General features: G+C 71.2%; 24 protein-coding genes. 11 read left to right on the top strand and 13 right to left on the bottom strand.

Going from position 1 to position 25,433, the window contains the following annotated elements; genetic code table 11:
- Positions 1–34: 34 nt before the first annotated feature.
- Positions 35–1,351, bottom strand: a complete 1,317-nt coding sequence (locus ACTWPW_RS10360) for a ferredoxin reductase family protein (protein ID WP_443168542.1) — start codon at positions 1,349–1,351, stop codon at positions 35–37.
- Between the two features lie 557 nt (positions 1,352–1,908).
- On the opposite strand from ACTWPW_RS10360, the gene ACTWPW_RS10355 reads away from it, so the two are divergent.
- The 3 genes from ACTWPW_RS10355 to ACTWPW_RS10345 all read left to right on the top strand — a co-directional run bounded on the left by ACTWPW_RS10355 (position 1,909) and on the right by ACTWPW_RS10345 (position 3,507).
- Positions 1,909–2,736 carry a DUF899 family protein gene (locus tag ACTWPW_RS10355; RefSeq protein ID WP_443168541.1) on the top strand — a complete coding sequence of 276 codons (828 nt, stop codon included), beginning with the start codon at positions 1,909–1,911 and terminating at the stop codon, positions 2,734–2,736.
- A 40-nt stretch (positions 2,737–2,776) separates the two neighbouring features.
- On the top strand, positions 2,777–2,977 hold the full coding sequence (locus ACTWPW_RS10350; protein WP_443168540.1) for a hypothetical protein: 201 nt from the start codon (positions 2,777–2,779) through the stop codon (positions 2,975–2,977).
- A gap of 113 nt (positions 2,978–3,090) precedes the next feature.
- The gene (locus tag ACTWPW_RS10345) at positions 3,091–3,507 is read left to right on the top strand and encodes a hypothetical protein (protein ID WP_443168539.1); all 417 of its coding nucleotides are present in this window, start codon (positions 3,091–3,093) and stop codon (positions 3,505–3,507) included.
- 223 nt (positions 3,508–3,730) lie between these two features.
- Here the strand turns inward: ACTWPW_RS10345 and ACTWPW_RS10340 are convergent, their stop codons facing one another.
- From ACTWPW_RS10340 to ACTWPW_RS10330, 3 genes are all read right to left on the bottom strand, one after another.
- Positions 3,731–4,537: a GNAT family N-acetyltransferase gene (locus tag ACTWPW_RS10340; RefSeq protein ID WP_443168538.1), complete on the bottom strand. Its 807-nt coding sequence runs from the start codon at positions 4,535–4,537 to the stop codon at positions 3,731–3,733.
- Between the two features lie 94 nt (positions 4,538–4,631).
- Positions 4,632–6,953 (bottom strand): protein kinase domain-containing protein, encoded by a 2,322-nt coding sequence (locus tag ACTWPW_RS10335; RefSeq protein WP_443168537.1) that lies wholly within the window; start codon positions 6,951–6,953, stop codon positions 4,632–4,634.
- 148 nt (positions 6,954–7,101) lie between these two features.
- Positions 7,102–8,289 carry an MFS transporter gene (locus tag ACTWPW_RS10330; RefSeq protein ID WP_443168536.1) on the bottom strand — a complete coding sequence of 396 codons (1,188 nt, stop codon included), beginning with the start codon at positions 8,287–8,289 and terminating at the stop codon, positions 7,102–7,104.
- A 71-nt stretch (positions 8,290–8,360) separates the two neighbouring features.
- Between ACTWPW_RS10330 and ACTWPW_RS10325 the strand changes: the two genes are divergently transcribed.
- Complete coding sequence (locus ACTWPW_RS10325; protein WP_375115743.1) at positions 8,361–9,371, top strand: ROK family transcriptional regulator; 1,011 nt, start codon at positions 8,361–8,363, stop codon at positions 9,369–9,371.
- Between the two features lie 48 nt (positions 9,372–9,419).
- On the opposite strand, the gene ACTWPW_RS10320 is transcribed toward ACTWPW_RS10325, so the two are convergent.
- From ACTWPW_RS10320 to ACTWPW_RS10310, 3 genes are all read right to left on the bottom strand, one after another.
- The gene (locus tag ACTWPW_RS10320; RefSeq protein WP_443168535.1) at positions 9,420–10,553 is read right to left on the bottom strand and encodes a M20 family metallopeptidase; all 1,134 of its coding nucleotides are present in this window, start codon (positions 10,551–10,553) and stop codon (positions 9,420–9,422) included.
- Positions 10,554–10,743: 190 nt separating this feature from the next.
- Positions 10,744–12,180, bottom strand: coding sequence for an ATP-binding protein (locus ACTWPW_RS10315; protein ID WP_375115745.1), 1,437 nt, complete (start codon positions 12,178–12,180; stop codon positions 10,744–10,746).
- Positions 12,177–13,832, bottom strand: coding sequence for an FAD-dependent oxidoreductase (locus tag ACTWPW_RS10310; protein WP_375115746.1), 1,656 nt, complete (start codon positions 13,830–13,832; stop codon positions 12,177–12,179). The genes ACTWPW_RS10315 and ACTWPW_RS10310 overlap by 4 nt, the downstream gene beginning before the upstream one ends.
- 79 nt (positions 13,833–13,911) lie before the next feature.
- Here ACTWPW_RS10310 and ACTWPW_RS10305 point away from each other — a divergent pair, with 79 nt between their 5' ends.
- Positions 13,912–14,484: a TetR/AcrR family transcriptional regulator gene (locus ACTWPW_RS10305; RefSeq protein WP_443168534.1), complete on the top strand. Its 573-nt coding sequence runs from the start codon at positions 13,912–13,914 to the stop codon at positions 14,482–14,484.
- A gap of 55 nt (positions 14,485–14,539) precedes the next feature.
- Here ACTWPW_RS10305 and ACTWPW_RS10300 read toward each other — a convergent pair whose 3' ends face one another.
- Positions 14,540–15,235 (bottom strand): SDR family NAD(P)-dependent oxidoreductase, encoded by a 696-nt coding sequence (locus tag ACTWPW_RS10300; protein ID WP_443168533.1) that lies wholly within the window; start codon positions 15,233–15,235, stop codon positions 14,540–14,542.
- 33 nt (positions 15,236–15,268) lie between these two features.
- Complete coding sequence (locus tag ACTWPW_RS10295) at positions 15,269–16,129, bottom strand: RNA polymerase sigma-70 factor (protein ID WP_443168552.1); 861 nt, start codon at positions 16,127–16,129, stop codon at positions 15,269–15,271.
- Between the two features lie 171 nt (positions 16,130–16,300).
- Here ACTWPW_RS10295 and ACTWPW_RS10290 point away from each other — a divergent pair, with 171 nt between their 5' ends.
- On the top strand, positions 16,301–16,975 hold the full coding sequence (locus tag ACTWPW_RS10290) for a ThuA domain-containing protein (protein ID WP_375115748.1): 675 nt from the start codon (positions 16,301–16,303) through the stop codon (positions 16,973–16,975).
- On the opposite strand, the gene ACTWPW_RS10285 is transcribed toward ACTWPW_RS10290, so the two are convergent.
- Positions 16,965–17,384 (bottom strand): TIGR03668 family PPOX class F420-dependent oxidoreductase, encoded by a 420-nt coding sequence (locus ACTWPW_RS10285; RefSeq protein ID WP_375115749.1) that lies wholly within the window; start codon positions 17,382–17,384, stop codon positions 16,965–16,967. The two genes, ACTWPW_RS10290 and ACTWPW_RS10285, sit on opposite strands and share 11 nt — an antisense overlap.
- Before the next feature lie 74 nt (positions 17,385–17,458).
- Between ACTWPW_RS10285 and ACTWPW_RS10280 the strand changes: the two genes are divergently transcribed.
- Entirely contained in the window at positions 17,459–18,346 is an 888-nt protein-coding gene (locus ACTWPW_RS10280) for a hypothetical protein (RefSeq protein ID WP_375115750.1), read from the top strand.
- On the opposite strand, the gene ACTWPW_RS10275 is transcribed toward ACTWPW_RS10280, so the two are convergent.
- Both ACTWPW_RS10275 and ACTWPW_RS10270 read right to left on the bottom strand, forming a co-directional pair.
- Positions 18,343–18,963, bottom strand: coding sequence for a MerR family transcriptional regulator (locus tag ACTWPW_RS10275; RefSeq protein WP_375115751.1), 621 nt, complete (start codon positions 18,961–18,963; stop codon positions 18,343–18,345). The two genes, ACTWPW_RS10280 and ACTWPW_RS10275, sit on opposite strands and share 4 nt — an antisense overlap.
- 15 nt (positions 18,964–18,978) lie before the next feature.
- Complete coding sequence (locus tag ACTWPW_RS10270) at positions 18,979–19,827, bottom strand: LysR family transcriptional regulator (RefSeq protein WP_443168532.1); 849 nt, start codon at positions 19,825–19,827, stop codon at positions 18,979–18,981.
- 297 nt (positions 19,828–20,124) lie between these two features.
- Here ACTWPW_RS10270 and ACTWPW_RS10265 point away from each other — a divergent pair, with 297 nt between their 5' ends.
- Complete coding sequence (locus ACTWPW_RS10265; RefSeq protein WP_375115753.1) at positions 20,125–21,195, top strand: thiolase C-terminal domain-containing protein; 1,071 nt, start codon at positions 20,125–20,127, stop codon at positions 21,193–21,195.
- Between the two features lie 13 nt (positions 21,196–21,208).
- Here ACTWPW_RS10265 and ACTWPW_RS10260 read toward each other — a convergent pair whose 3' ends face one another.
- A complete protein-coding gene (locus ACTWPW_RS10260; protein ID WP_375115754.1) occupies positions 21,209–22,267 on the bottom strand; it encodes an N-acetylglucosamine kinase in 1,059 nt (352 codons plus the stop codon).
- 60 nt (positions 22,268–22,327) lie between these two features.
- On the opposite strand from ACTWPW_RS10260, the gene ACTWPW_RS10255 reads away from it, so the two are divergent.
- The 3 genes from ACTWPW_RS10255 (at position 22,328) to ACTWPW_RS10245 (ending at position 25,386) form a co-directional block, all read left to right on the top strand.
- Positions 22,328–23,197 (top strand): MurR/RpiR family transcriptional regulator, encoded by an 870-nt coding sequence (locus ACTWPW_RS10255; RefSeq protein WP_375115755.1) that lies wholly within the window; start codon positions 22,328–22,330, stop codon positions 23,195–23,197.
- Positions 23,194–23,940: an SIS domain-containing protein gene (locus tag ACTWPW_RS10250; protein WP_364130235.1), complete on the top strand. Its 747-nt coding sequence runs from the start codon at positions 23,194–23,196 to the stop codon at positions 23,938–23,940. Before ACTWPW_RS10255 ends, ACTWPW_RS10250 begins: the two co-directional genes overlap by 4 nt.
- 75 nt (positions 23,941–24,015) lie before the next feature.
- Positions 24,016–25,386, top strand: a complete 1,371-nt coding sequence (locus ACTWPW_RS10245) for a cellulose binding domain-containing protein (protein WP_375115756.1) — start codon at positions 24,016–24,018, stop codon at positions 25,384–25,386.
- Positions 25,387–25,433 lie beyond the last annotated feature (47 nt).

Here is a 25,433-nt window from a genome sequence, read left to right as displayed (position 1 = left end):
AGGCGTGGCGCACGGTACCTCCGGAAGAGACAGCTCAGACCCAGGCGAAGCGCTCGGTGTGGATACGGTCGATGGGTACGCCGAGCTGCGGGATGGCGGCCTCCATGGCGTCGAGCATCGGGTTCGGGCCGCAGATGAAGTACTGGAAGCGCGGATGGGCGGACGGCAGGTGCCGGCGTAGCGTGTCGGCGGTGATGTGGCCGGTTTCCCCCGTCCAGTCGGGCGGCGGTTGTTCGAGCACGTGGACGACCCGCAGGTTCAGCCGGCCGGTGAGTTCGCCGATCTCCTCGCGGAAGGGGACGCTGTCCCAGTCGCGGTGGGCGGAGAACAGCACGACCGGCCGCACATCGTCCCGGTCGGCGAGGGTTCGCAGCATGCTCAGCGCGGGGACGATGCCGACTCCGCCGGCGATCAGGCAGAACCCCGCGCCCTCGTACTGGTCGATGGAGAACACCCCGTGCGGGCCGTCGACGTAGACGGTGGTGCCCGGCTGCACCGCGCTGACGCCGGAGGTGAAGTCTCCGAGCGCCTTGACGGCCACGGCGACCGTGCCACCCGCCTCGGCGCTCTCCGCGCTGGAGGAGAACGAGAACGGGTGCGAGGTGACCGAGAACGGCGACCGGCCGACCGTGATCCAGGCGAACTGGCCGGGCTGGAAACGCAACCCGTCGTGCCCGTTCGGGCGCAGCACGAGAACCGTGATGCGGCCACGCTCGGGGATCACCTGTTCGACCGCCCACGGGCGGCGCCACAACCACAGCGGCCGCAGCACCCGAATCCACAGGAGCAACCCCACGAACGCCGCCGACATGATCGCCCACAGCACCTGCTTCCACAGGCTGTCGATGTAGTAGTTGACCAGCAGCACGTGAATCAGCGCCGCGACGACCGCGACCGTCGCCATCACCGCGTGCAGTGCCTGCCACACCTCGTACGACAGTCGCAGGCGTCGTCGCCAGACCGAGGTCACCATGAGTATCAGCAGCGCCAGCACCGACAGCACGGCGAACCGCGCCCTCCACGGCAACTCGGTGGGGGAGAAGGCGGCGAACACGCCAGGACCTGACAGCGCCATGTGCACCACGATGAACGCCAGACCGACGTAACCGATCTCCCGGTGAAACTGGATCACCGCATCCGTGCCGAACGGCTCCGCAATGGCCCGGACCCGCGCGACGAGGGCGAACTCGATCCCGATCAAGGCCAGGCCGACGAACCCGAGGGCAACGGAGAAGTCGGTCCAGAAGCCCTGCCCCGGGCGGTTCACCCCCATCAGCGCGAACGCCAGGGGTGCCACGCAGACTCCCAGGAACACGCCGATCCACACGATGCCCTGGGCAGCCGCTCTCATGCCGGACGTCCCGGGGCGCTCAGCGAAGTCGCCGGCACGGGCCACCCCCGGGCCCGCTCCGCGACCGCGGCGAACACCGAACCACCGTCAACACCGCTCACACCCCCGCGATGAGCTGCAACAACATGACGTGCGTACCCGTCCGCACCGTGCCAAAACGATCCCGGGACGGGGGCGCGGTGGTCAGACTCATTCGGTGCCGTCCTTCCAGCTCGGGCGCGTACGTGTTCCTGGGCAGGTCCAACGATTGGCAGGCGCGGATATTGAACCCGAAACATTTCCGACTGCACAGCGTGGAAAGCACGATTATCGACGGTTAACGTGAGAGCCGGCATTGATGAGCGTCGTGGCGCTGATCGGTGGACCCGGTAATCGCACCCGACATCGACGGAACCGTACGGACGCAGAGACGTGCGGTCGCATCGTGCGGAAACCGCGCCGACCGGCAACGCCCACCGAGGTCAAGAGCCACCTCCCCACACGGAAAGTAGCCTTTCGATCGTTGTGCAGCAGCAAATTAGATGACGGGGACAGGCATTTACGAGAAAGGATTTCACATGACCCACCAGCCCACCGACCCCAACGTTTCAGCCATCGGCGACACGGCCAGACCCCTGGTCGCCGACCGGGCCGCGTTCCAGGCCGAACTGGACCGGCTTCGGATCCGGGAAAAGGCGCACACCCGCGAGGGCGATGCGATAGCCGCCGCCCGGCGCCGCCTGCCGATGGTCGAAGTCGATCCGCGGACTCCGCTGATCGGTGCGGACGGGTCGGTCCCGCTGATCGACATCTTCGACGGCCGGTCCCAGCTGATCGCCTACTTCCACATGTGGCACACCGGCCGGCCCGCCGCGGAGCAGTGCGAGGGCTGCACCTTCAACACCTCCCACATCAACGAGCTGGCCTACCTGCACTCACGCGACGTGAGCTACGCGGTCCTCTCCGAGGGGCCGTACGAGGAGAGCTCGCGGTACCGCGACTTCATGGGCTACACCGTTCCCTGGTACTCGGTGCCGCAGGACTCCGTGGAACGGCTGATCGCAGGCCGGTACTTCGGCATCCTGGCGTGCTATCTCCGAGTCGGCGACCAGGTCTACGAGACCTACTGGACCTCCGGTCGCGGCAACGAAGCGATGGCACCCTCGTACGGACTGCTGGACCGGACCGCCTACGGGCGGCAGGAGCTCTGGGAGGACTCACCGGAGGGCTGGCCGCAGCGCTGGGGTTCCAAAGGCGGCCAGTTCCGGTCGGACGACGGCCGCCCGATGGCCCAGGGACCGCGCATCCAGGCCGGCCGCGACGACGACCTCGGCCCGCTGCCGGACGGATGGACCGCGTGTTCCTGCTCGCTGCACGCCGGCCCCCCGGCCGCGGCGAAGAAGTGACGGCACCGTCGTACGGACCGCTGGATCGGACCGCGCGGCTGTGGCTGACCAGGTCCGCGACCTCGCGGCCAAACGGGGCGACGCCGGGGCAGGACTGGTGGACCTCAGGAACATCGACCTGCCGGTGCCGGATGAGGTGATGCCGGCGCCGAGGGCCCGCTACGGCCTGCCGCACACCCGCTCCGTTGCGGGCCAGACCCCGCCAGCAAGCAGCACGTTTGAGCTGCCAGTTGAGGAGTAGGCTCGAACGTCGGCTGCCGATGCGAAAAGTGGAAGGTTGCTTCGCTGGTGGACCTTGCAAGATGCGGCGTGGAGCGAGGGCGCTCGCTCAGAATGGTAAGCGCTCTCATTTGTATGGCCGCATTCGTCGTTGGATGCGGCTGGCTGAAAGGAGATCTCCAGGTTGATCCCGTCGTACTCAGTGAAGTCCGCGCAATCGGAACACTGAGTGGCGAAAGCGAAATGCGGAGCGACGCCAACGGGCAGGTCGAGATCACAAACTTCTTGGTGATCGACGTTGGCGCGGCGGACTCACGGGGCGCGGTGGCGAAGGCTGTTGCGAACTTACAGGCACAAGAGTGGGTTGTCGAGGCCGAAAGCAGGCCAGTGCGGGTATTGATGAAATCAACTAGATGGACTGGTGTGCAGCTCTCCATTGCGCCGTACGATCCCATGAATCTTCACGATGTGCCAGATCTTCAAGAAGCGCTTGCCGGAAAAATAGCAATGGAAAAAGGGCTGGTCATCATCGATGTGTTCACCGCCGCATAGTCGGTGGCCATCGAAGTCGTGTCTGTCCCTGCCTTTAGATCTTGACGCGCTTGGTGGCGGGTCGGGATCGCGCTCACACGCTCTCGGGGTGGCGCTCCGGGTGGCCGCACTGATGGTCAAGATGTGATCATGTTGGACCGGATGCCCTTGGCAGCCCTCTGACATGCGGAAACATCGGCGGTCCTGGAGCCTCTTGCTCAGAGGGCAGGGAGAACGTCAGGGTTCAGGGCGTGATGTGGCGCTCGGTGAACTGGCCGCAGGAGTGGAAGCCCAGGCGTCGGTAGACGGGTTCGCCGTTCGGGGACGCCTGGAGGACCGCGATGCGGTGGTGCTCACGGCGGGCGGTGTGGAGGGCGGCGAGTGTCATGGCGCCTCCGTAGCCGCGTCGGCGGTGGGTGGCCAGGGTGCAGATGTTGTAGATCCCGGCCACGTGTGCGTGGAGGAAGACTTCGGCCGAGCACACCGGACGGCCCTCCGCATAGCCGACCAGATAGAGGGCCGGGCAGTCGGCGGCCAGCGCTTGGGAGACGGCCCGGTCGAAGAAGCGGCGCACCGCCGCGGCGGGTGGGTCCCAGTTCGCGGCGACGACCGTGGCGTAGTCGGAGAGCTGTTCAGGTGTGGTCACCGGGCGGATGTCCAGTCCGTCCACGAACGGCTGGGGCAGGGGGCCCTCCAGGTCGGCCCACATGGCCGTCTCGTGTTCGCCGGCCGGCAGGCCGGCCGCCGACAGGCGGGCGGTCAGATCCTCCGGGAGGGAGGCAGGGCCCACCCACCAGGAGAAGGGGCGGCCGGTGGCGGCCAGCGTCCGGATCGTCTCGGTGACCCGTGCCTGGGCGGTGTCGGGGGTGAAGCGGGCCGCGGCAACGATGTTGAACGTGTCGTCGGCGAGACCGCTGTCGGCAACCAGGAGATCGTCGGTCTCCACGACGGTCGCGCCCTCCATGCGTCGGTGCAGGTGACAGGCATGCTCGGCCAGGTTCTGCTCCATCCTGGCCAGCAGCCCACCTTCATCACGGGCGGGGCTCTTCATCGGGTCCATGATGCTTGACCACAGCATGCCTGCGGGCAACCGGGTTCGTGGTTCTGGACTCGCCCGGTCACACCGTCTCCATGGGAGGCCGGCGTCAGGGGGCGGCGTCCGTCCAGCCGTGGAGCGCGTGGATCACGTTGGAGCCGGCGCCGACGATCCGGTACGGCTTGGCGAAGTCGATCGGGGCCGTTTTCAGTGGGGCGCGATGGCCGAGGGCGACGGAGATCCGTGCCCCGGAGATCGTGGGCTTGGCCGCTGCCGACACCTGGTCGGTCTTGTTGTCCTTCGCCGCCCAGTGGAGGGTCCACGTGTCCTTCGCGCCGGTGAGCGACAGGGTGGCGGTCTTGCCGTCCTGCTCGACGGAGACGGTCCAGGCGCTGCGGCTGCGTACTTCCGAGGGGGCGGTCGTGGGGACGGTGCCGGCGGTGGTGAACTCGGCGGTCGCGCCCTCCTTGCCGCCCCGCACCACGGCGGCCAGGAGGTCGGCGTACAGGGGTGGCTTCCCCGCGTTCGGCCCGCCCTTGGCGTCACCGCTCTTGTCCTTGATGCTCGCGCTCTGGAAGGCCGGTTCGGACGCGGGGGGCGGGGAAATGGTGCACTTCAGGTCTGCTCGCGTGGTCTTGCCCAGCTTGACCTGGGCTGTCGTCGAGCACGTCTCATCGCCCACGGCGGTCTGGAGGCGGTAGCCGCCTTGAGGTAACGAGAAGCGGAACCCGCTCTGCTCCGAGCGCTTGCCCGCCACCCGCCGGCCCTTGTCGGTGAAGACCTCGACCATGCCGGGCTGGTAGCCGTCAGTGGCTGCACTGCCGGGTGAGGGCTTGCCGACGTGAACGATGCCGCCGACGAGCAGGCCGGTCTTCGGGCCTTGGTGGTTCGCGGACGGGTCGGGGTCGGTGGAGGGGTCGGCGGAGGGGTCGGGGTTCGCGGATGCGTCCGGATCCTGGGACGTGTCAGGGGTCGTGGGGGTGTCGCGAGGCTCGCCGTCCTTGGCGTCCGTCTTGGGATTCGGTACGGGCTCCGGCGCGGTGGACGGGAGGGTTTCGCCGGCGCGTGACTGGGCCGCCGTGGTGGGCGGTGGGCTGGGCTGGAGCAGGGTCCAGGCCACGGCCGCCGCGATCGCTGCCGCTGCGGCGGCGAGCCCGCCTCCTGCCATCAGCACGCCCCGCCGGGTACGACGTGCGCCTCGCACGCCGGTGGTCTGCTCCCGGCGAGAGCCTTCGCCGGAGGCCTCGGCGGTGCTCCGGGAGGCGGACACGGAGCCACGATGTGGGTCGGCGGACACGGAGCCGCCAGGTGGGTCGGCGGACGCGGAGCCTGGAGGCGCGCCGGTGGGCATGGAGTGCTGGCGTGCGGCGGTGGGTGCGGGGTGCTGGCGTGCGGTGGTGGGGGTGGGGTGCTGGCGTGAGCCGGTGGGTGTGGGGTGCTGGGGTGGGCCGGCGGGCGCGGAATCACGGGGCGGGGTGACCGTTGCAGTGTCCTGAGGTGGGCCGGCGGATGCGGAATCATGTGGCGGGCCGACAGGTGCGGCGGTTCTCGGTGTCGCGGTGGTGCCGCCGTCGACACCGGAGAGGCCCGCCATCGGCGCGTCAACGCCGTCCGCGAGGGCACGGGCAGCCGCCGCCAAGGCGGAGGCGCTCGGCCAGCGAGCTGCCGGATCCTTGGCCATGGCGCGCACGACGACCTCCCGGACCCCGGCCGGGACGTCGTCGGGCAGCGGAGGCGGCTCTTCGTGCAGGTGCTTGAGCGCGATCGCGACCGCGTTCTCGCCCTCGAACGGCACCCGCCCCGCCAGGCACTCGTACGCGACCACGCCCAGCGCGTACACGTCCATCGCGGGGGTGGGCGCGGAGCCCTCGGCCTGTTCGGGCGCGCAGTAGGTGGCGGTGCCGAGCACGATGCCCGTGGCCGTCAGCTGGAGGCCCTCGGCCGTCCTGGCGATGCCGAAGTCGGTCAGCGCCACCGTCCCGTCGGGCCGGATCATCAGGTTGCCCGGTTTGACGTCCCGGTGCACGACGCCGGCCTCGTGCGAGGCCTGGAGCGCCGCGGCGGCCTGCGCGACCAGCTCCATCGTCGGGCCCGCGGCGACCCGCCCCCGGCGGGACAGCAGCAGGTGCAGCGGCTCGCCGTCGAGGTACTGCATGACCAGGTACGGTGTCCGCCCACCCGGCATCTCGGCGATCCCGAAGTCGAACACGCCCACCACGCCGGGATGGTCGATGGTGGCCATCGAGCGGGCCTCGGCATGGAACCGGGCCGTGAACTCGGGGTTGTCGGCCAGCGCCGCGCGTACCGTCTTCACCGCCACGACCCGCTCGAGCAGCGTGTCCTGGGCGCGCCAGACCTCGCCGTGCCCGCCACTGCCGAGCCGCGACAGCAAGCGATACCGGCCCGCCAGCAACATATCCGCACTGATCACGTAAAAGACGACGTTCCGGACAAGCCGTCGGTTCGGCGATCCGCGCCACCAATTGCGCAGCCCCTGGTCGGCGAGCCGCGAGGCGCGTTCCCGGTCGCGCTCCCGGTGGCGCCATCGGCAGCGCCCCCGGCAGCGCCGCGCGCCGGTCTCACTCCTGCGTCCTCGCCACGCCCTCCCGGGCGAGCACCGACGGCTGGGGCACACCGCCCCCGCCGCCCGAGGGCCGCAGGACCTGGGCGAGCAGCGTCAGCACCACCACCACGCCGGTGATCAGCGCGAACGCGGCCGGATAGGACAGCCCGCCGGCCACCCATCCCGTGACGGCCGGGGCGATCATCCCCGACAGGTACGTGATCGTCGCCACCCCCGTCACCCCCTCGCCCGGGGTGGCCCCGGCGTTGCCCGCCGCCGCGAACACCAGCGGCACGATCACCGCGACCCCCAGCCCGACCAGGGCGAACCCGGCGATGGCCGGTACGGGTGTGCGGGCCGTCACCACGACGACACCCCCGAGCACCGCGACGGCCCCGCCTGTCCGGACGGCCCTGACCGGACCGAGCAGCCGGATGACCCGGTCCCCGAGCAGGCGGGTGCCCGCCATGCAGAACATGAAGATGGTGTAGCCGGCCGCGGCCATGCCCGGGCCGGCGTCGGTGACCTCCGTGATGTAGACGGCCGACCAGTTGGCGCTGGCGCCCTCGGCGAACGTGGCACAGAACCCGACCACCCCGAGCGGCAGGATCGCCCGTGAGGGCAGGGCGAAGCGCCGGGGCGCGGGCTCGTCGGCGGGTGAGTCGTCGGAGTACAGGTGGCGCCCGGCCAGCCCGCCCAGGACGAGCAGCACGGCCGAGACGGTCGCGAGGTGCAGCCTGGCGTCCACGCCCGCCTGCGCGGCCACGGTCCCGATGCCGCCCGCCGCCAGGCTGCCGACCGCCCACATGCCGTGCAGGCCGGACATGATCGAGCGGCCGAGGCGGCGTTCGAGGACGACGGCGTGGGCGTTCATCGTGATGTCGGACATGCCGGCGGCCGCGCCGAACAGCAGGAACGCGGCGAACAACCAGATCGGCGACGGCGAGAGCGCGGGCAGGGCCAGCCCGGCGCACCACAGCGCGATCAGCACGCGGGTGGCCGCCCGGCCGCCGAAGCGGTAGGCCAACCGGCTGGCCGTCGGCATGCCGATGAAGGCGCCGATCGGGGGGCACAGCAGCGCGAGTCCGAGGAGGCGGGGGTCGAGGGCCAGATGGTCCTGGATCCACGGGATGCGCGTGGACAGGCTGCCCGCCACGGCCCCGTGCACGGCGAAGACAGCCGCTATGGCGCGATGATGGCTCATGCCCCGAAACTATCAGGCAGGCTCCCTGATGAAAAGAGCTTTCAGGCAGGCTCCCTGCTTATTATGGGTGGATGAAGACCGCGACCCCCGCCATGGCCCGTGCGATCAACGACCGGCTGGCCCTCGACCTGCTGCTGGAGCGCGGGCCGCTGACCGCGCCCCAGCTCCGCACGCTGACCGGGCTGTCCAGGCCGACCGTGTCCGACCTGATCGAGCGGCTCATGGAGGGCGGGTTCGTCGAGGTCACGGGCGAGTCCGGGGAGGACCGGAGGGGGCCGAACGCGCGCCTGTACGGGGTGGTGGCGGACCGGGCTCATGTGGCGGGGGTGGACCTGCGGCGCGAGACGGTGAACGTCACGGTCGCCGACATCTCGGGCCGGGTCGTCGGGTCGGCCACCAGGGCGGTCGGCGGCGATCTCGTGGATCTGGTCGAAGGCGTGCTGGCTGAGGCCGCGGGGGAGCGGGTGCTCGACACGGTGGTGATCGGCGCGCCCGGGCTGGTGGCCCCGCGTGACGGCGAGCTCGTGTCGTCCAACGACGTGCCCGGGTGGCGGGCCGGGCTGGTGGCCTCCTGGCGCGAGCGGCTCGGCATGCCGGTGATCCTCGAGAACGAGGTCAACCTGGCGGCGATCGCCGAGCTGCGTACCGGTACGGCGCGGGGCAGCGAGGACTTCGTGCTGCTGTGGGTGGACGACGGGGTCGGGGCGGCGGTCGTGCTCGGCGGGCGGGTGCGGCGCGGGGCCTCGGGCGGCGCCGGGGAGATCGGTTTCCTGGAGGTGGACGGCACCGCGTTCTGCAACCTGGTCTCGGACGTGCGCGGGCTCGGCCTCACCGAGTTCGCCGCCCGCGTGGCCAAGGGGGCCTTCGCCTTCGTCACGCTCCTGGATCCCGGGCTCGTGGTGCTCGGCGGCGAGAGCGGGCGCGCGGGCGGCGACGAGCTGGCCGCCGAGGTGGCCGCGCGGCTGCGGGAGCTGTCACCGGCGCCCACCGAGGTGCGCGCCAGCACGGTGGAGGGCAACGCGGTGCTCCAGGGCGCCGTGCTGACGGCCCTCGACCTGACCCGGGACCGCGTCTTCGGCTGAGGGTGAGAGCGCTCTCATCGAGGCGGAGCCACACCGTAGCGGTACGGGTCAGGCCAGCGCGGCGATGAGGCCGATCGTCAGGGCCGTACGCTCCGGGATGTGCTCCACCAGCACGTGCTCGTGCCGCGCATGGGCCCCGTCCCCCACGGCCCCCATCCCGTCCAGCACCGGCCGCCCGAGCGCCGATACGAAGTTCCCGTCGCTGGCACCCCCGACCGCGGCCTCGTTCACCAGCCACCCGAACCCGGCCGCCACCTCCTGCGCCTCCTTGAACAGCCGCTGCGAGGCGGGGTTCGGGGTCATGGGCGGCCGGTTCCACTCGCCGCTCGCGGAGACCGTCACGCGCGGGTCCGAGGCCCGCAGCCCGGCGAACACGTCGTCGATCCGCCCCATCTCCGCCGCGTCGGTCACGCGCACGTCGATGCCGCACGCCGCCCGCCCGGCCGCGACGTTGCGCCCCGTGCCGCCGCTGATCAGGCCGACGTTCACGGTCGTGCCGCGCTCGCGCGAGCCCACCCCGGCCAGCGTGGTGACGATCTCGGCCAGGGCATGGATCGCGCTCGCCCCCGCGTACGGATCCAGCCCCGCGTGCGCCTCCACCCCGGTCACGCTCACGTTGAACAGCCCCACGCCCTTGCGCGCGGTCTTCAGCGCGCCGTCCATGGACGCCTCGAACACCAGCGTCGCCAGCGCGTCCTCGCTGGCCGTCTCGATGTGCTCGCGCGAGGCCGGGCTGCCGAGCTCCTCGTCCCCGTTGAACAGGAACCGCACGCTCGGATGCGGCAGCCCCAGCTCCCGCAGCCCGCGCAGCGCCCAGATCGACTGCACGAGCCCCGCCTTCATGTCGAACACGCCCGGCCCCGTCGCCTTGCCCTCGACCACCGCGAACGGCCAGCCCAGCAGCGTCCCCGTCGGCCAGACGGTGTCGTAGTGGCTGAGCAGGAGCACCGTGCCGGGCGCGGTGCCCCGGTAGGTCAGCTCCAGGACGTCGCCGTGCTGCCCGCCCTCGTGCAGGATCTCGTCGTCCGGCGTCCCGAGGTGCCCGACCGCCCTGCCCCGGATCGCCCGCAGCCCCTTGACCAGCATGGCCTTGTCGTAGCTGTGGGTCTCCAGCTCCACCACGGCCCTGAGGTCGTCGAGCATGGCCGGCAGGGCCCGCCGGGCCCAGTCGGTGATCAACACGAGAATCCTTCCACCGGTGTTCAGGGAACGGCCGCTCCGGGGTCGCGCGGCAGCACGAAACCGGGCGGGACGTCCGGCAGCGCACTCACCGGTTCGCCTCCCTCCCGCATTTCGGTCACCCATTACATGCGGTCAGTAAGCGATCTGACAAGTGGGAGCCGGCGCCGGGGAAAGGATTTTCCGCCTGTTTTCAAGCGGTGGCCACGGGTTCGCGGAGCGGCAGGCGTACCTCGAACCAGGTCTCGCCGGGCACCGAGCGGACCTTGATCTCGCCCCCGTGCCGGCCGGCCACGATCCGGTAGGAGATGTCGAGCCCGAGGCCCGTGCCCTCGCCCACGCTCTTCGTGGTGAAGAACGGCTCGAAGATCCGGTCCTTGATCGCCTCCGCCACGCCGGGGCCGGTGTCGCCGATCTCGATGATGGCCTCGTCCTCGTCGTGCGCGGTGCGGATGGTCAGCGTGCCCTCCTGCCCCATCGCGTCGAGCGCGTTGTGGATCAGGTTCGTCCACACCTGGTTGAGCTCGCCCGCGTAGCAGGGGATGTCCGGCAGCGTGCGGTCGTAGTCGGTGACCACGGTGATGCCCGGCGGCACCTTGCCGCGGAAGATCGCGACCGTGCTGTCGAGCAGCTCGTGCACGTCCACCTGCTGGAACGGCGCCCGGTCCATCTGTGAATATTGCTTGGCCGAGCGGATCAGCGTGGTGATGCGCTCGGTCGCCTCGGTCACCTCGTTGAGCATCTGCGAGATCTCGATGGCCTCGGCCAGCCAGTGCAGCGCCGCCGGGGTGTGCTCCTCGCCCACCTTGCTGCGGATCTTCTGCAGGTAGGCGTTGTTGAAGCTGGCGTTGACCAGCGCGGGGGCCAGCTCCCACGCGTCCTCGACGCCGAGCTCCTCCAGCGCCTCGCCGAGCTCGTCCTCGGCGTCGGAGATCTCCAGCGGCGAGCGCTGCTCCTGGTTGCCCAGGTTGCTCGTGCACGCCTCCTGCGCCTCGATCAGCGCGCGCAGCTTCTCCGGCGGGATGCCGTCCTCGGCGAGCTGGGCGAGCTGGATGCGGGAGGTCTTGATCAGCGAGCGCAGCTCGCTCACCGCCCGCACGGCCGCCGCGGCCGGGTTGTTCAGCTCGTGCGTGAGCCCGGCCGTGATCGTGCCGAGCGCGGTCAGCCGCTGGCGCCGGTCGATGATCTCCCGCTGCATCCGCCCGCCGGACAGCAGCCCGTCGAGCAGGTGCATCGCCATCGGGAACCACTCGGCCACGATGTAGGCGAACTTCTTGGCCGGCAGCATGAACATCCGCGACGGGGCGGTGGCGCGCAGCGTGTGCTGGTAGGTCTCCGGCGCCCGGTCGCCCAGGTAGGCCGAGGTGGCGCCGCCGTAGACGCCGGGCTGCGAGGTGCGGGGCATGGCGACGGTGCCGGCGCTGACCGTCTCGCTGATCATCTGCACCTCGCCCTCGATCAGCACGGCGAAGCACTCGGCCGGCTCGCCCTGGCACACGATGTTCTCGTCCTGGCCGTACGTCTGCACCCGCCCGCTGCCGGCCAGCTTGGTGAGCTGCTCGTCCGTGAGCCGCTCGAACAGGAACAACTTGCGCAGCTCGTCGATGTCGATCGTCATCTGGTCGGTCATTGCTTCTCCAAGTAACGGTGCACGAGCGCGACGGCCATCGCGCCCTCGCCGACGGCGGAGGCCACCCTCTTGATCGATTCGGCGCGTACGTCGCCCGCCGCCAGCACCCCGGGAACGTTCGTCTCCAGGAAGTACGGCTCGCGCCGCAGCGGCCAGTTGCGCGGCCGCCGCCCGCCCTGCACCAGGTCGGGCCCGGTCAGCACGAACCCGCGCGCGTCCCGCTCGATCGTCTCGCCCAGCCACGAGGTGTACGGCTCCGCCCCGATGAACACGAACAGCCACTGCGCGTCGACCGTGCGCTCCTCGCCCTTCGTGGACAGCGTCAGCCGCTCCAGATGGGTGTCGCCCGCGCCGCCCACGACCTGCGTCTGGACGTGCACCTCGATGTTGGGGATCGCGGCGATCTGCTCGATGAGGTAGTGAGACATGGACTTCTCCAAACCATCACTCCTCACCAACAAGTGGACCTTGCTCGCGAATCCCGACAGGTAGACCGCCGCCTGGCCCGCGGAGTTGGCCGCGCCCACGATGAACACCTCGGTGTCCCGGCAGGCGGGCGCCTCGGTCAGGGCCGCGCCGTAGAAGACGCCCCGGCCGACGAACTCGTCCAGCCCGGGCGCCTCCAGCCGCCGGTAGGTCACCCCGGTGGCCAGGATCACCGCGTGCGCCGCGATCTCCCCGCCGTCCTTGAACCCGACCACCCGCGCCTGCCCGCGCGGCTCCAGGCTGACCACCTTGCGCGCGGTCAGCAGCTCCGCACCGAACTTCAGCGCCTGCCTGCGCGCCCGGTCGGCGAGCTGCTGGCCGGAGACGCCGTCGGGGAAGCCCAGGTAGTTCTCGATCCGGGAGCTCTGGCCCGCCTGCCCGCCCGACGAGTACGCCTCGACGAGCACGGTGTTCAGCCCCTCGGAGGCCCCGTAGACGGCCGCGCCCAGCCCGGCCGGCCCGCCGCCCACCACGATCAGGTCGTAGAAGTCGGTGGCCGGGGTCGTGGACAGCCCCACCGCCGTGGCCAGCGTCGCCTGGTCGGGCGACTCCAGCGTGACGCCGTCGGCGGTCACCACCAGCGGCAGGTGGCAGTTCTCGCCCGCCGCCTTCACCAGTTGCGCGCCCTCCGGGTCCTCCGCCAGCAGCCAGTGGTACGGCACGTGGTTGCGGGACAGGAAGTCGCGCACCTTGTAGGACGGCGCCGACCACCGGTCGCCCACCACCCGCAACTCGGCCCGCTCCACCCGGTCGGTCCGCAACCAGGCGTCCAGCTGCCCGTCGATCACCGGGTAGAACTTCTCCTCCGGCGGATCCCACGGCTTGAGCAGGTAGTGGTCGAGGTCCACCACGTTGATCGCCTGGATCGCGGCGTCGGTGTCGGCATAGGCGGTCAGCAACACCCGGCGCGCGAACGGATACATGTCCATGGCGGCCTCGAGGAACTGCACGCCGTTCATCTGGGGCATGCGGTAGTCGGCCAGGATCGCCGCCACCTCGTCGCCCCGCAACCGCATCTCCTTCACCGCGTCGATGCCGGCTCTGGCCGTCTCCGCGCGTACGATCCGGTATTCCTGCCCATATCGGCGTCTGAGGTCGCGGGCGACCGCCCGCGAGACGCCTGGATCGTCATCCACCGTCACGATGACCGGCTTGTCCATGCCCATCGCCCTTTCCATGGTTCCCCTAACAGGAAGGATGTCATGTACGCCGGTATGGGTGAGCACACGCTCATATCATGGGCGGATGGGCACACGCGATCGCATCATCGACGCCGCTGAGCAGGCGATTCACGAGTTCGGCATCGCGGGGGCCACGACGAAACGCATCGCCCACCAGGCAGGTTGCTCGGAGGCGCTGCTCTACAAGCACTTCGCGAGCAAGGAGGCGCTCCTCCTCGCGGTGCTGCTGGAGCGGATGCCCGCGCTCGGCCCCGCGCTGACGCGGCTGCGACAGAGCGTGGGGCACGAGGACGTGACCGCCAACTTCAGCACGTTCACCATCATGGCCCTGGAGTTCTACACCAGGGCCGCGGCCATCGGCGGCGGCGTGCTGGGGGACCCGCCGCTCCTGGAGGGGTTCAGGAACATGCTGGCCAAGGCCGGTGCCGGGCCCCACCTGCCGGTCCATGCGCTGGCCGAGATCGTGCGCGAGGAGCAGGGCCGGGGCCGGATCGACGCGGGCATCGACGCGGACGCCGCCGCCTCCCTGCTGATGGGCGCCTGCTTCCACCGGGCCAACCTGTCGCACTACGTGATGTTGCCCGAGGACGACGAGACCTGGGCGGCCACGGTCGTGCGCACCCTCCTCAGGCGATGACGCGGCTCTCCCCGCCGTCCACCAGGATCGAGACCCCATTCACGAACGAGGCCCGCTAGCTGGCCAGGAACGCCACCACGTCCCCCACCTCCTCGGGCCGACCGATCCGGCCGACCGGCACCGACTCGCCCCGCTGCCGCAGCGCGTCCTCGCCGCCCGCGGTCTCCCGCAGCCGCTCGGTCTCGATCGGGCCCGGCATCACGTTGTTGACCCGCACACCGTCGCGGCCGGCCTCGCGAGCCAGCGTGCGCACGAGGCCGGCCACGGCCGAGCGGGTGGCGTTGGACAGCACCAGGCCGTCGAGCGCCTCGCGGGCCGACCTGCTGGTGATCGTGACGATCCGGCCCCAGCCGCGCGAGCGCATCTCCGGCAGCACCGCGTGCACCAGGCGTACGGTGCCGAGCAGGTTGCGCTGCACGGCCACGTCCCAGGCGTCGAGGCCGAGCTCGTCGAAGCGGCCGGGCGGCGGCCCGCCCGCGTTGGCCACGAGGATGTCGATCGGGCCGAGCACGTCGCGCGTCTCCTCGGCCACCCGCCGGGCGGCGGCCGGGTCCTCCACGTCGGCCAGCACGGCGTGCACGACCTTGCCGAACTCCTGCAGCTCCACCACCGCGTCCGCGAGCTTCTCCGGGTCGCGGGCGCTGACGCAGACGTCGCAGCCCTCCCGCGCGAGGCTCTTGGCGGCGGCGAGCCCGATGCCCGCGCTGCCTCCGGTGACGAGGGCGACCTTGCCCGAGATGCCGAGATCCATAGGGGCGACTATAGATTGTGGGGGCCGCGGATCTCAGCCCCGGCTCACGTGTGCGAGCTTGTCGGGGTTGAGCACGGCGTAGATCCCGGAGATGCGGCCGTCGCGGACGTCGATCAGGACGAGTTGCCGCAGGACCTCGTCGACCCGCGTGAAGACCGCGGGCGTGCCGTTGACGTCGAGCATCTGCGAGTCCGTGACCCGGTAGCGCTCCGCCAGGCCCTCCAGGAGCCGCAGCACCTTCTCCCGGCCGATGATCGGCCGCAGCGCCGCGCGGACCCGGCCGCCGCCGTCGTTGTAGGACACGACGTCCTCGTGGAGCAGCTCGGTGAGCGCGGCCAGGTCGCCCCTCTGCGCCGCCCGCATGAAGCTCACCAGCAGTTTGGCGTGCTCCTCGGTGGACGGCCGGAACCGGTCGCGCCCCTGGGCCAGCCTGACGGAGGCCCGGTGGTGCATCTGCCTGGCGTTGGCCGCGGAGGAGCCGACGATCTCCGCGATCTCGTCGTACGGCAGCTCGAACGCCTCGCGCAGCACGAACACCGCCCGCTCCGGCGGTGAGAGCCGCTCCATCATGTACAGGGTCGCGTACGAGACCGTGTCCCGCAGCTCGGCCGTGTCCAGCGGCCCCGCCTCGGAGGTCATGACCGGCTCGGGCAGCCACGGCCCCGTGTATGCCTCCCGCTTGACCCGCGCGGAGCGGAGCTGGTCGAGCGCCAGCCGCGAGACCACGGTCACCAGGAACGCCCGCGGCTCCCTGACCGCGCCCCTGTCGGTGCCCTCCCAGCGCAGCCAGGCCTCCTGTACGACGTCCTCCGCGTCCCACATGCTGCCGAGCAGCCGGTAGGCCAGACCGAGCAGCATCGGGCGACATTCCTCGAAGTCCTCCACGACCGGCATCATGCCCGCCCGCCGAAGAACGAGGTGTGCCGGGGCCGCCAACCGCGGCACCGGCCCGCCCATCCCCATCCCCGCCACCACGGGCGCGTACCCCGGGCGCCTCCCGCCACAGCGGCGCGTACTGCCAGGACATGGGTAGAAATGTCGCGGTAAGCGTGATGAGGTTGGCAAGTGGCGAGAAATCTGATCCTGTCAGGAGGCCCCTTCCACGACTTCGCCGCCACGTCGGGCGCGCTCGCGGAGGCGTTCGCCGAGGTGGGGATCGAGTCGGAGATCACCGAGGACATCGCGGGCGCGCTGAGCGAGCCGTCGGAGGTCCAGCTCATCACGGTCAACGCGCTGCGCTGGCAGATGACCCAGGACCGCTTCGCCGACCTGCGTGACGAGTGGCGCTTCGCCTTACCGGCCGGGGCGCGTACGACTCTCCTCGACCACCTCGACCGGGGTGGCGGGCTGCTGTGCATGCACTCGGCGTCGATCTGCTTCGACGACTGGCAGGGCTGGCCACGCGTCCTGGGCGGCTGCTGGACCTGGCCCAAGTCCCACCACCCGCCGCTGGGCTGGACAGGGGTGCGGGTGCACGGGACGCATCCGGTGGTGGAGGGCCTGCGGGACTTCGACGTGGTGGACGAGGTCTACAGCGACCTGGACGTGCTGCCCGACGTCGAGCCGCTGGCCTCGTCGAACGGCCAGCCGCTGATCTGGGCGCGGCCGGTGCGGCGCGGGCGGGTGTTCTACGACGCGCTGGGGCACGACACGAGGTCGTACGACAACGAGATCCACCGGACGTTGCTCCAGCGGGCGGCGCTGTGGCTGCTGAAGCGGCCGGTGACGATCAGGGAGTAGCCGACCACTCGCTCCACCTGGTCACCTCGACGACGATCACGGGGCCCTCGGGCCGGCGCTCGCGGTACTGCCGGTATTTGGCCGCCAGCAGGTCGAGCGCCGCATCCCGCCCGTCCTCCAGGACGAAGGCCCGCCCGTCGGCGCGCACCCACCACAACCGCGTCCAGTCGTCCTCGTAGTGGTCGGCCAGCACGCTGACGGCCGGGTTCGCCCTGATGTCGCGCAGCCGGCTGAGGTCGGTGGTCGTCTTGGGCTTGTGATCGACTGCCGTCACCACCGTGTCGCCGTCCAGGGCGAACGTGATGGGCACCACGCGTGGCGTGCCGTCGGGAGCGAGCCTGGCCAGGCGCGCCACCCGCTGCGCGGCGAACCTCGCCCGCGCCGGACCGGTGTGGAAGTCGACCCCCATGCCGCCATGATCGCACTGCCGGCGTGTCCGGAACCTACAAGACCGGCCCGTGGCGATCCGGGCACGATGGCTGCATGAACGTGAACCTTTCCGCAGTCCCCGGCTTCATGGCCGGGCACGCACGCATCCTGGACCGCCGCCGCTACGACCTGCTCATGGGAGAAGGCGACGCGGCCGGCGCGCTGGCCGCCCTGGACGGCTACCGCAACCCGGACGGCGGCTACGGCTGGGGCCTGGAGCCCGACCTGCGTTCCCCCGAGAGCCAGCCCGGCTCGGCGCTGCACGCCTTCGAGGTGTTCGAGGAGATCGCCCCGGTCACCTCGCCGCACGCCGCGGCCCTGTGCGACTGGCTGGACTCGGTGACGCTGCCCGACGGCGGGCTGCCGTTCTCGCTGCCGCTCACGGTTCCCACCGCCACCGCGACCTGGTGGGCGGGAGGCGCCGCCGACACCTCGTCCCTGCAGATCACCGCCATCACGGCGGCGGTCGCCCACCGCGTCGCGGTCCACGACCCGGCCGTGGCCGGGCACCCGTGGCTGGAGAAGGCCACGCGCTACTGCCTCGACACGATCGCGGCGCTGGAGGAGATGCCGCACGCGTACGTGCTGTCGTTCGCCGTGCACTTCCTCGACGCCGTGTACGACAGCCATCCCCGCGCCGCCGACCTGCTCAAGCGGCTCGGCGCCCACGTCCCCGAGGACGGGCGGGTGCCCGTCGAGGGCGGCACCGAGAACGAGGCGCTGCGGCCCCTCGACATCGCGCCCTACCCCGGGCGGCCGGCCCGCGGCCTGTTCGACCCCGAGGTGATCGCGGCCGACCTCGTACGGCTGGCGGGGGAGCAGCAGGACGACGGCGGGTGGACCGTGGACTACGCGCGGTTCTCGCCCGCCGGCTCGCTGGAGTGGCGCGGCGCCGTCACGGTCAAGACGGTCTCGATCCTGCGCGCGAACGGGCTGGTCTAGGACGTGAGGCGGCGGGCCGACTCCGACTCCTGGGCCATCCGGCGCAGTGTGTCGAACGCCCGGCCGTACAGGACGGTGCCGAGCACCAGGGCCTCCACGGCCGCGTCGCGCGGGCCGTCGAACGGGATGGCGTCCATCTCCACCTCGGCGACCAGCTTCCGCGCCAGCTCGGCGTACGGCGCCAGGTCGACCGGCACGCCGAGCTGGCGCATCCGGACCAGGGTCTGGGCCAGCTCGTCGCGGGTGGGGGCGGCGGGGTGGATGTCCCAGCCCAGGTCCGCGATGAAGCCGTCCACCTCGGCGCGGGCGGCCTGCCACTCCGCGCCGGGCTCCGGCTCCACTGCGGGGCTCAGCGCGTAGTGGGCCGTCCCGAGCATCTCGTGCGTCGGCAGCGACTCGTCCTCCACGGCCGCGACGACCTTCTTGATCGAGGCCACGGAGAGCCTGCCCACCTCGAGCATGGCCCGGATCATGCGGAGCCTGCGCAGGTGCGACTCGTCGTACTCGGCCCTGGTCGCGGCCGTCTGCCGGCCCTGGTGCAGCATGCCCTCGCGCAGGTAGTACTTGATCGTCGGGATGGCCACGCCGGACTTGGCGCTGAGTTCGGAGATGCGCATCGTTAGATAATAGAGCTATCCAGAGCGGGCCAGATGCCGGGCCGCGCTCACGAGCTCCTGCACGTCGGCCTGGCGGTTCCAGAGGAAGACCACCTCAAGGGGCGGCACGTCCTCCTTCACCGGGACGAACACCAGGGTGTCGGGCACCGTGGTGCCCTCGTGCACGCACAAAGCGTAGCCCGAGCCCTCCTCCACCATGTTGATGACCAGGTCGTGGGTGGCCGCCGACGGGCCGAGCCGGGGGTGGAGGCGGTGGCGTACGAAGCCCTCCAGGAACCGGCGGGCGCCGGACACGGCGTCGGACTCCGGCATGAGCAGCGGCTCGCCCGCCAGGTCGGACAGCGACACCGCCTCGTGCGCCGCCAGGTGGTGCTCCCGGTGCAGCAGCGCGCGTACCGGGTAGCGGTGGATGAGCATCCGGGCCACGCCCCTGGGCAGGGAGCCGGGCGCGTACCCGAGCCCCGCCTGCAGGGCGCCGTCCGCGATCGAGACGATCTGCTCGGCCGTGCCCATCGGGGCGACCCGCAGGTGGCCGTTGTGGAGCTGGGACAGCAGCCGGGCGACCACATCGCCCAGGCCGTCGGCCACGCCCAGGCGGGCGGTCTCGGCCGTGCTCCTGGCGGCCGCCACGGCGCGTTCGAAGGCGTCGACGGCCACGGTGGCCTGGGCCAGGAACGCCTCGCCCGCCTCGGTGAGCTGCACGCCGCTCGACGATCGGCTGAACAGCTCGACGCCGATCTCCTTCTCCAGGGCCCTCAGCTGCTCCGACAGCGTGGGCTGAGCGATGTGCAGCGCGGCGGCGGCCCGGCGGAGGCTGCCCGCCCGTGCGATCGCCATGGCGTACCGGACGTAGCGTAGATCCATCGCTCACCTCGGGCTTGATGATGATGGGCTATCGGGAGATCGCACCTCTGTATTACAAGAGGGGACAGCTCCCGTGAAGGTTCTCAGTCACCTGATTCCTGGCGGGACGGCGTAACCCGCTGGTCACGCGGGATTTCCCGGACATGGAGCCGCCCGGCGGCGAATGACTTGGGACGGAAAAGGCCGCCATTACGGCCTTCCGGAAAGGCCATGCAGGGGTGGCCGCGCCGCTCTGCCGAGCAAGCGCTTGCCTCGTATAGTGAGATCGCGACAGTGCGGGCGAGCGGAGGAGGCGGCATGCAGCCGTTCGCGGGGCGGGCAGCCCTGGCAGGGATCGGGATGACGGCCCTGAGCAGGGAGTCCGGGCGCTCCGAGCTGGAGCTGGCGGTCGAGGCGGGCCGGGCGGCGTGCGCGGACGCCGGGATCGGCCCGAGCGAGGTGGACTGCGTGCTCAGCTACCACCTGAACGACTCGGCGCCCGTCGTGCAGGTCGCCCGCGCGCTGGGGATCGAACGGCTCGGCTGGCACAACGACATCGCCGGGGGCGGCACGCAGGCGGCGTCGATCCTGGGGGACGCGGCCATGCTCATCCACGCCGGTCTGGCGCGAAATATCTTGATTTATCGGGCACTTAACGGCCGCTCCGGCAAGCGCATGAACACCGTCTCCACCGGCCCGCAGGAACGCTTCACCTACGGCCTCGCCGGGCCCGTCCCGCTGTTCGCCCTGGCCGCCACCCGCTACCTGCACGACACCGGGCTCACGGCCGAGCACCTGCACGCCGTCGTCGCCCAGTCCAGGGACAACGCCAAGGCCAACCCCAGGGCCCTGCGCCGCGAGCCGCTCGCCCTGGCCGACTACCTCGCCAGGCCGTACGTCTGTACCCCGCTCCGCACGGTGGACTGCTGCCAGGAGACCGACGGGGCCTGCGCCCTGCTGGTCAGCGGCGTGATCGACGGGCCACGCGTGCGGGCGGTGGTACGCGGGGGAGGCCATGGTTGCTCCTCGATGGACCGGGCACCCGACGTCACGGCGATCTTCTCGGCGTACGTGGCGCCCATGCTCTGGGAGGCGTCCGGGATGCGGGCGTCCGACGTGGACGTGGTGCTGGCGTACGACGCGTACTCGTGGCTGGTGCCCCGGCAGCTGGAGGACTTCGGGCTGGTCGGGCGGGGGGAGCTGGGGGCGTACCTGCTGGAGCGCCGGCACGCCTGGGTGAACCCGCACGGCGGCCTGCTGTCCGAGGGCTACGTGCACGGGCTGAACAACGTGGCCCAGGCCGTCCGGGAGCTGCGGGCGGGGCGTGAGGTGGCGCTGGTGACGGGGTTCGGTGGCAGCTACGGGAGCGCGGCCCTCCTCACGCGGTGAGCGGTGGCGATGCTCAGGTGGCGGGGCGGACGAAGCGCGGGTGGCGTGCCTGCGACTCTCGCGGATCCAGGAACGGGCGCGCCGCCAGCCAGGCCGCCGCGCCTGCCGGGTCGCCCGCCACGGCAGGTGACGCCCCCTCCAGAAGGCCCTGTACGGCGTCCCGTACGGGGCCCTCCGCCGTGAGCACGCTGCCGGCGAGCACGATCGGCAGCCCCGGCTCGTGCACCTCGGACACGGTCCGGACCAGGCGCGACGCGGCCTCGGCGACGATGGACACCGCCGTCGGATCGCCGTCCCGGGCGGCCCGGCTCACCAGCGGCGCCAGCTCGGCCAGCGCCAGCGGCGGCCGCGCGTGCACCGCCGCCGCCACCCGCGCCACCAGCTCCCCGCCCGAGCCGCCCGCCAGGTCCGATCCGGCCCCGTCCGGCCTGCCCGATCCGTCCACGCCGATCGCCCCGTCGAGTCCGTTCAGCCCCTCCGGCACCAGCCGATCGACGACCGAGGCCACCAGCCCGCCCGCCGGCACCCCGCCCTCGGGGATCCCACCGTCCAGGGCGCGGATGGTGGCGCGGGCGGCGGCGCGGCCGAGCCAGAAGGCCGAGCCCTCGTCGCCCAGCTGCCACCCGTACCCGTCGGCGGTGGCGACCGGCACGTGGTCGGTAATTTTTGCCGCGATGGCCCCCGTCCCCGAGATGAGCACGGTCCCGGACGGCGCCGGCGTGCCGGCCGCGAACGCGGTCACGACGTCCCCGACCGTCCGCACCGGCAGGGACCCGGCGGTCTCCCCCCGCACGCCCCCGGGCAGGAGGTCGCGGAAGACGCGTTCGGTCAGCTCCGCGCACCGCCCGGGCGAGCCCGCGAGCCCCACCACCACGCCCCTGACCTGCGCCGGATCGATCCCCGCCAGGGCGGCGCGCACGGCGGCCGTCAGGTTGGCGGCGGCCCGGTCCGGGCCCAGCGCCCCCGGGTTGGCCCCGCCCGCCTGCCCCCGCCGCAACGGCTCGCCCGCCACCGTGAACACCGCCGCACGCGAGGAAGTGCCCCCGGCGTCGACCCCAAGAACCACCTGCATGTCAAAAATTATTGCCCGGATAGCTTGACGGCGCCACTGTCTGAGCATAATTATCACCGCGTGGAACTCCTCAACCGCATCGGAGCCGAACGGCACGACATGCCGGAGGCCTTGCGCAAGGTGGCCGACGCCATCCTCAACGCCCCGGCCGAGGCCGCCCGGCTGACCATCGTCGATCTCGCCGAGCGGAGCGGGACGTCCACGGCCACCATCACGCGCTTCTGCCGCGCCCTCGGCTTCGCCGGGTACGCCGAGCTGCGCGTGGCCATCGCCACCGAGACCGGCCGGGTGGCGCAGCAGACCTGGGAGACCGACATCGGTCAGGAGATCCTGCCCGACGACAGCCTCGAACGCGTGCTGGGCGTCGTGTCCGCCAACGACATCCGCCTGATCCAGGAGACCCGCGACCAGCTCGACCTGGCCGTGGTCGAGAAGGCCGCGCAGGCCGTGGCCAGGGCGGGGCGGGTGCTGCTGTTCGGGGTGTCGAGCAGCGCGGCCGTGGCCAGCGAGATGGAATACCGGCTGCAGCGCATGCGCGTACCGACCTGGAGCAGGTCCGACGCCCACAGCGCGCTGACGGACGCGGCGCTGCTCGGCCAGGGCGACGTCGCGATCGGCATCTCGCACAGCGGCCGGACGCGCGAGGTCATCGAGGTGCTCGCGGAGGCGGGCAGCCACGGCGCGATCACCGTGGCCGTCACCTCGCAGCCGAGATCGCCGCTGGCCGAGGTGGCCGAGCTGGTGCTCACCACGGCCAGCCGGGCGACGAGCTTCCGCTCCGAGGGGTTCGCCGCGATCCATTCGCAACTGCTCGTGCTCGACGTCGTGTACGTGTCCGTCGCCCAGCAGACCTACGAGCGGACGAAGCAGGCGTTCGACGTCACCGTCCGCGCCGTTGCCGGACACCGTCTACCAGAAGGGGATGTATGACGCTGGATCCGCAGGAATTCGTCGAGCACATCGCTCACCTCGTACGCACGATCCCGGACGATCCGGAGATCTCGCGTGCCGCAGATCTCTTCACCAAGGCGCTGACCGGAGGCGGCGTCATCCAGGCGTTCGGCTCCGGCCACTCCGAGGCCGTCGCGATGGAGATCGCCGGCCGCGCCGGAGGCCTCGTGCCCACCAACCGGCTCGCCCTCAGGGACATCGTCCGGTACGGCGACGCGCCCCCGTCCGAGCTCGACCGCTACGACCTCGAACGCGACCCCGCCGTCGCCCGCACCATCCTCGACCTCGCCCCCGTCCAGAGCCACGACCTGTTCGTCATCATCTCCAACTCCGGCGTGAACGGCGTGGTCGTCGAGCTCGCCACCCTCGTCAAGGAACGCGGTCACGACCTGATCGCGATCACCTCCCGAGCCCACAGCGAAGCCGCCGCGTCCCGTCACCCCTCGGGCCGCAAGCTCATCGATCTGGCCGACGTCGTCCTGGACAACCACGCGCCGTACGGCGACGCCGTCCTGCCCCTGCCCGACGGAGGCGCCACCGGGGCCGTCTCCACGATCACCTCAGCCCTGCTGGCCCAGCTCGTCGTCACCCGGACGGTACGCAACCTGCTCGAAGCCGGTGAAGTGCCGCCCGTCTACCTCTCGGCCAACGTCCCCGAGGGCGACGCGCACAACCTTCGCCTGGAGGCGCTGTACGCGGGCCGCATCCGCCGCGGCGCCTGACCGTTCTCGCGCCACCACCTCTCTTCGGCATGCACGAAATTCGGGGGCCGTAACCACCGCAAGGAGAGCCCGCCCATGTCCCGAAATTTCGGAAAACTTGTCTTCTCCTTAGCCATCCCCGCCATCCTGATCTCGGCCCTGGTCTTCGGCACCCTGGTCGCCCCGGCCAACGCCGACCAGGCCGTCCGCCTCCAGTACCGCACCAGCGCCCCCGGCGCCACCACCGCCCAGGCCGAGCCCTGGCTCCGCCTGTTCAACGACGGCACCACCACGATCCCGCTCAACCAGGTCAAGATCCGCTATTACCTGACGGGCACCGAGACCTACCGCTTCGCCTGCTCCTGGGCGGTCGTCGGTTGCTCGACGATCACGGGACAGTTCGTCCGCCAGCAGGGCAGCGGCCAGTACCTGGAGGTGGGCTTCAGCTCCGGCAGCCTGGCCCCGGGCCAGAACACCAGCGACATGCAGTTGCGCTTCTACCGCGCGGACTGGCAGACGTTCACCCAGAGCGACGACTACTCCTACGGCGCCCAGACGGCCTACGCGAACTGGGACAAGATCGCCGTCTACGTGAACGGCCAGCTGGCATGGGGCAAGCCGACGGGCACCGACCCCGACCCGACCCCGACCGTCACGCCGACCGTGCCCCCGGGCGGAGCGGGCGTGCTGTTCGACGACTTCACGTATTCCGGGTCGGGCGACCCGCTGCTCGCCCAGCGTGGCTGGACGGTGCGCTCCAGCTCGGGAGGCCCCGGCGTGCCCGGCGCCACCTGGTCGCCCGCGGGCGTCTCGTTCCCCGGCGGCCTGCTGACGCTCGACTCTTCCACGAACGGCACGGCGGCCGGCACCGTGCAGACCGAGCTGTCCACCGCGAACCGCAAGTTCCACGAGGGCACGTACGCCGCCCGGGTCCGCTTCAGCGACGCCCCCACCAGCGGCCCCGACGGCGAGCACGTGGTGCAGACGTTCTTCACCATCACCCCGCTGCGCTACAACCTGGACCCCGAGTACGGCGAGCTCGACTTCGAGTATCTGCCGAACGGCGGCTGGGGCGAGCCGTCCAACATCCTCTACGCCACGAGCTGGGAGACCTACCAGGGCGACCCCTGGCAGGCCGTGAACACCCACACCGAGGAGCGGACGAGCTTCGCCGGCTGGCACGACCTGGTCATCCAGGTCTCGGGCGGCCGGATCAGGTATTACGTGGACGGCCGCCTGTTCGCCGACCACGGTGACATCTACTATCCCGAGACCCCGATGTGGATCATGTTCAACCAGTGGTTCATCGATCTCCAGGGCGCCACCGGGACCCGTACGTACCGGCAGCAGGTCGACTACCTCTACCACAGCAAGAACGAGGTCGTCGCGCCCGCCGACGTGCTCAGCCGCGTCGCCTCCCTGCGCGCCGCCGGCACCGCCTTCAAGGACACCGTCCCCAACTCGTGACGAAAGCCCCGCGCCCGCGACCAGCGGGCGCGGGCACCCCCCACCAG

Source organism: Nonomuraea sp. KM90 (genome assembly GCF_052246675.1).
GTDB lineage: Bacteria > Actinomycetota > Actinomycetes > Streptosporangiales > Streptosporangiaceae > Nonomuraea.
This window is presented reverse-complemented; position numbering and strand designations above follow the sequence as displayed.

What these genes read in the sequence shown, in the direction of transcription:
- ACTWPW_RS10250 (WP_364130235.1), top strand. Translation starts at nt 23,194, where the DNA reads ATGACGCTGGATCCGCAGGAATTCGTCGAGCACATCGCTCACCTCGTA.
- ACTWPW_RS10315 (WP_375115745.1), bottom strand. Translation starts at nt 12,180, where the DNA reads ATGACCGACCAGATGACGATCGACATCGACGAGCTGCGCAAGTTGTTC.
- ACTWPW_RS10245 (WP_375115756.1), top strand. Translation starts at nt 24,016, where the DNA reads ATGTCCCGAAATTTCGGAAAACTTGTCTTCTCCTTAGCCATCCCCGCC.
- ACTWPW_RS10280 (WP_375115750.1), top strand. Translation starts at nt 17,459, where the DNA reads ATGAACGTGAACCTTTCCGCAGTCCCCGGCTTCATGGCCGGGCACGCA.
- ACTWPW_RS10300 (WP_443168533.1), bottom strand. Translation starts at nt 15,235, where the DNA reads ATGGATCTCGGCATCTCGGGCAAGGTCGCCCTCGTCACCGGAGGCAGC.
- ACTWPW_RS10275 (WP_375115751.1), bottom strand. Translation starts at nt 18,963, where the DNA reads ATGCGCATCTCCGAACTCAGCGCCAAGTCCGGCGTGGCCATCCCGACG.
- ACTWPW_RS10285 (WP_375115749.1), bottom strand. Translation starts at nt 17,384, where the DNA reads ATGGGGGTCGACTTCCACACCGGTCCGGCGCGGGCGAGGTTCGCCGCG.
- ACTWPW_RS10325 (WP_375115743.1), top strand. Translation starts at nt 8,361, where the DNA reads ATGAAGACCGCGACCCCCGCCATGGCCCGTGCGATCAACGACCGGCTG.
- ACTWPW_RS10265 (WP_375115753.1), top strand. Translation starts at nt 20,125, where the DNA reads ATGCAGCCGTTCGCGGGGCGGGCAGCCCTGGCAGGGATCGGGATGACG.
- ACTWPW_RS10260 (WP_375115754.1), bottom strand. Translation starts at nt 22,267, where the DNA reads ATGCAGGTGGTTCTTGGGGTCGACGCCGGGGGCACTTCCTCGCGTGCG.
- ACTWPW_RS10360 (WP_443168542.1), bottom strand. Translation starts at nt 1,351, where the DNA reads ATGAGAGCGGCTGCCCAGGGCATCGTGTGGATCGGCGTGTTCCTGGGA.
- ACTWPW_RS10340 (WP_443168538.1), bottom strand. Translation starts at nt 4,537, where the DNA reads ATGAAGAGCCCCGCCCGTGATGAAGGTGGGCTGCTGGCCAGGATGGAG.
- ACTWPW_RS10310 (WP_375115746.1), bottom strand. Translation starts at nt 13,832, where the DNA reads ATGGGCATGGACAAGCCGGTCATCGTGACGGTGGATGACGATCCAGGC.
- ACTWPW_RS10295 (WP_443168552.1), bottom strand. Translation starts at nt 16,129, where the DNA reads ATGCCGGTCGTGGAGGACTTCGAGGAATGTCGCCCGATGCTGCTCGGT.
- ACTWPW_RS10355 (WP_443168541.1), top strand. Translation starts at nt 1,909, where the DNA reads ATGACCCACCAGCCCACCGACCCCAACGTTTCAGCCATCGGCGACACG.
- ACTWPW_RS10345 (WP_443168539.1), top strand. Translation starts at nt 3,091, where the DNA reads ATGGCCGCATTCGTCGTTGGATGCGGCTGGCTGAAAGGAGATCTCCAG.
- ACTWPW_RS10330 (WP_443168536.1), bottom strand. Translation starts at nt 8,289, where the DNA reads ATGAGCCATCATCGCGCCATAGCGGCTGTCTTCGCCGTGCACGGGGCC.
- ACTWPW_RS10305 (WP_443168534.1), top strand. Translation starts at nt 13,912, where the DNA reads ATGGGCACACGCGATCGCATCATCGACGCCGCTGAGCAGGCGATTCAC.
- ACTWPW_RS10270 (WP_443168532.1), bottom strand. Translation starts at nt 19,827, where the DNA reads ATGGATCTACGCTACGTCCGGTACGCCATGGCGATCGCACGGGCGGGC.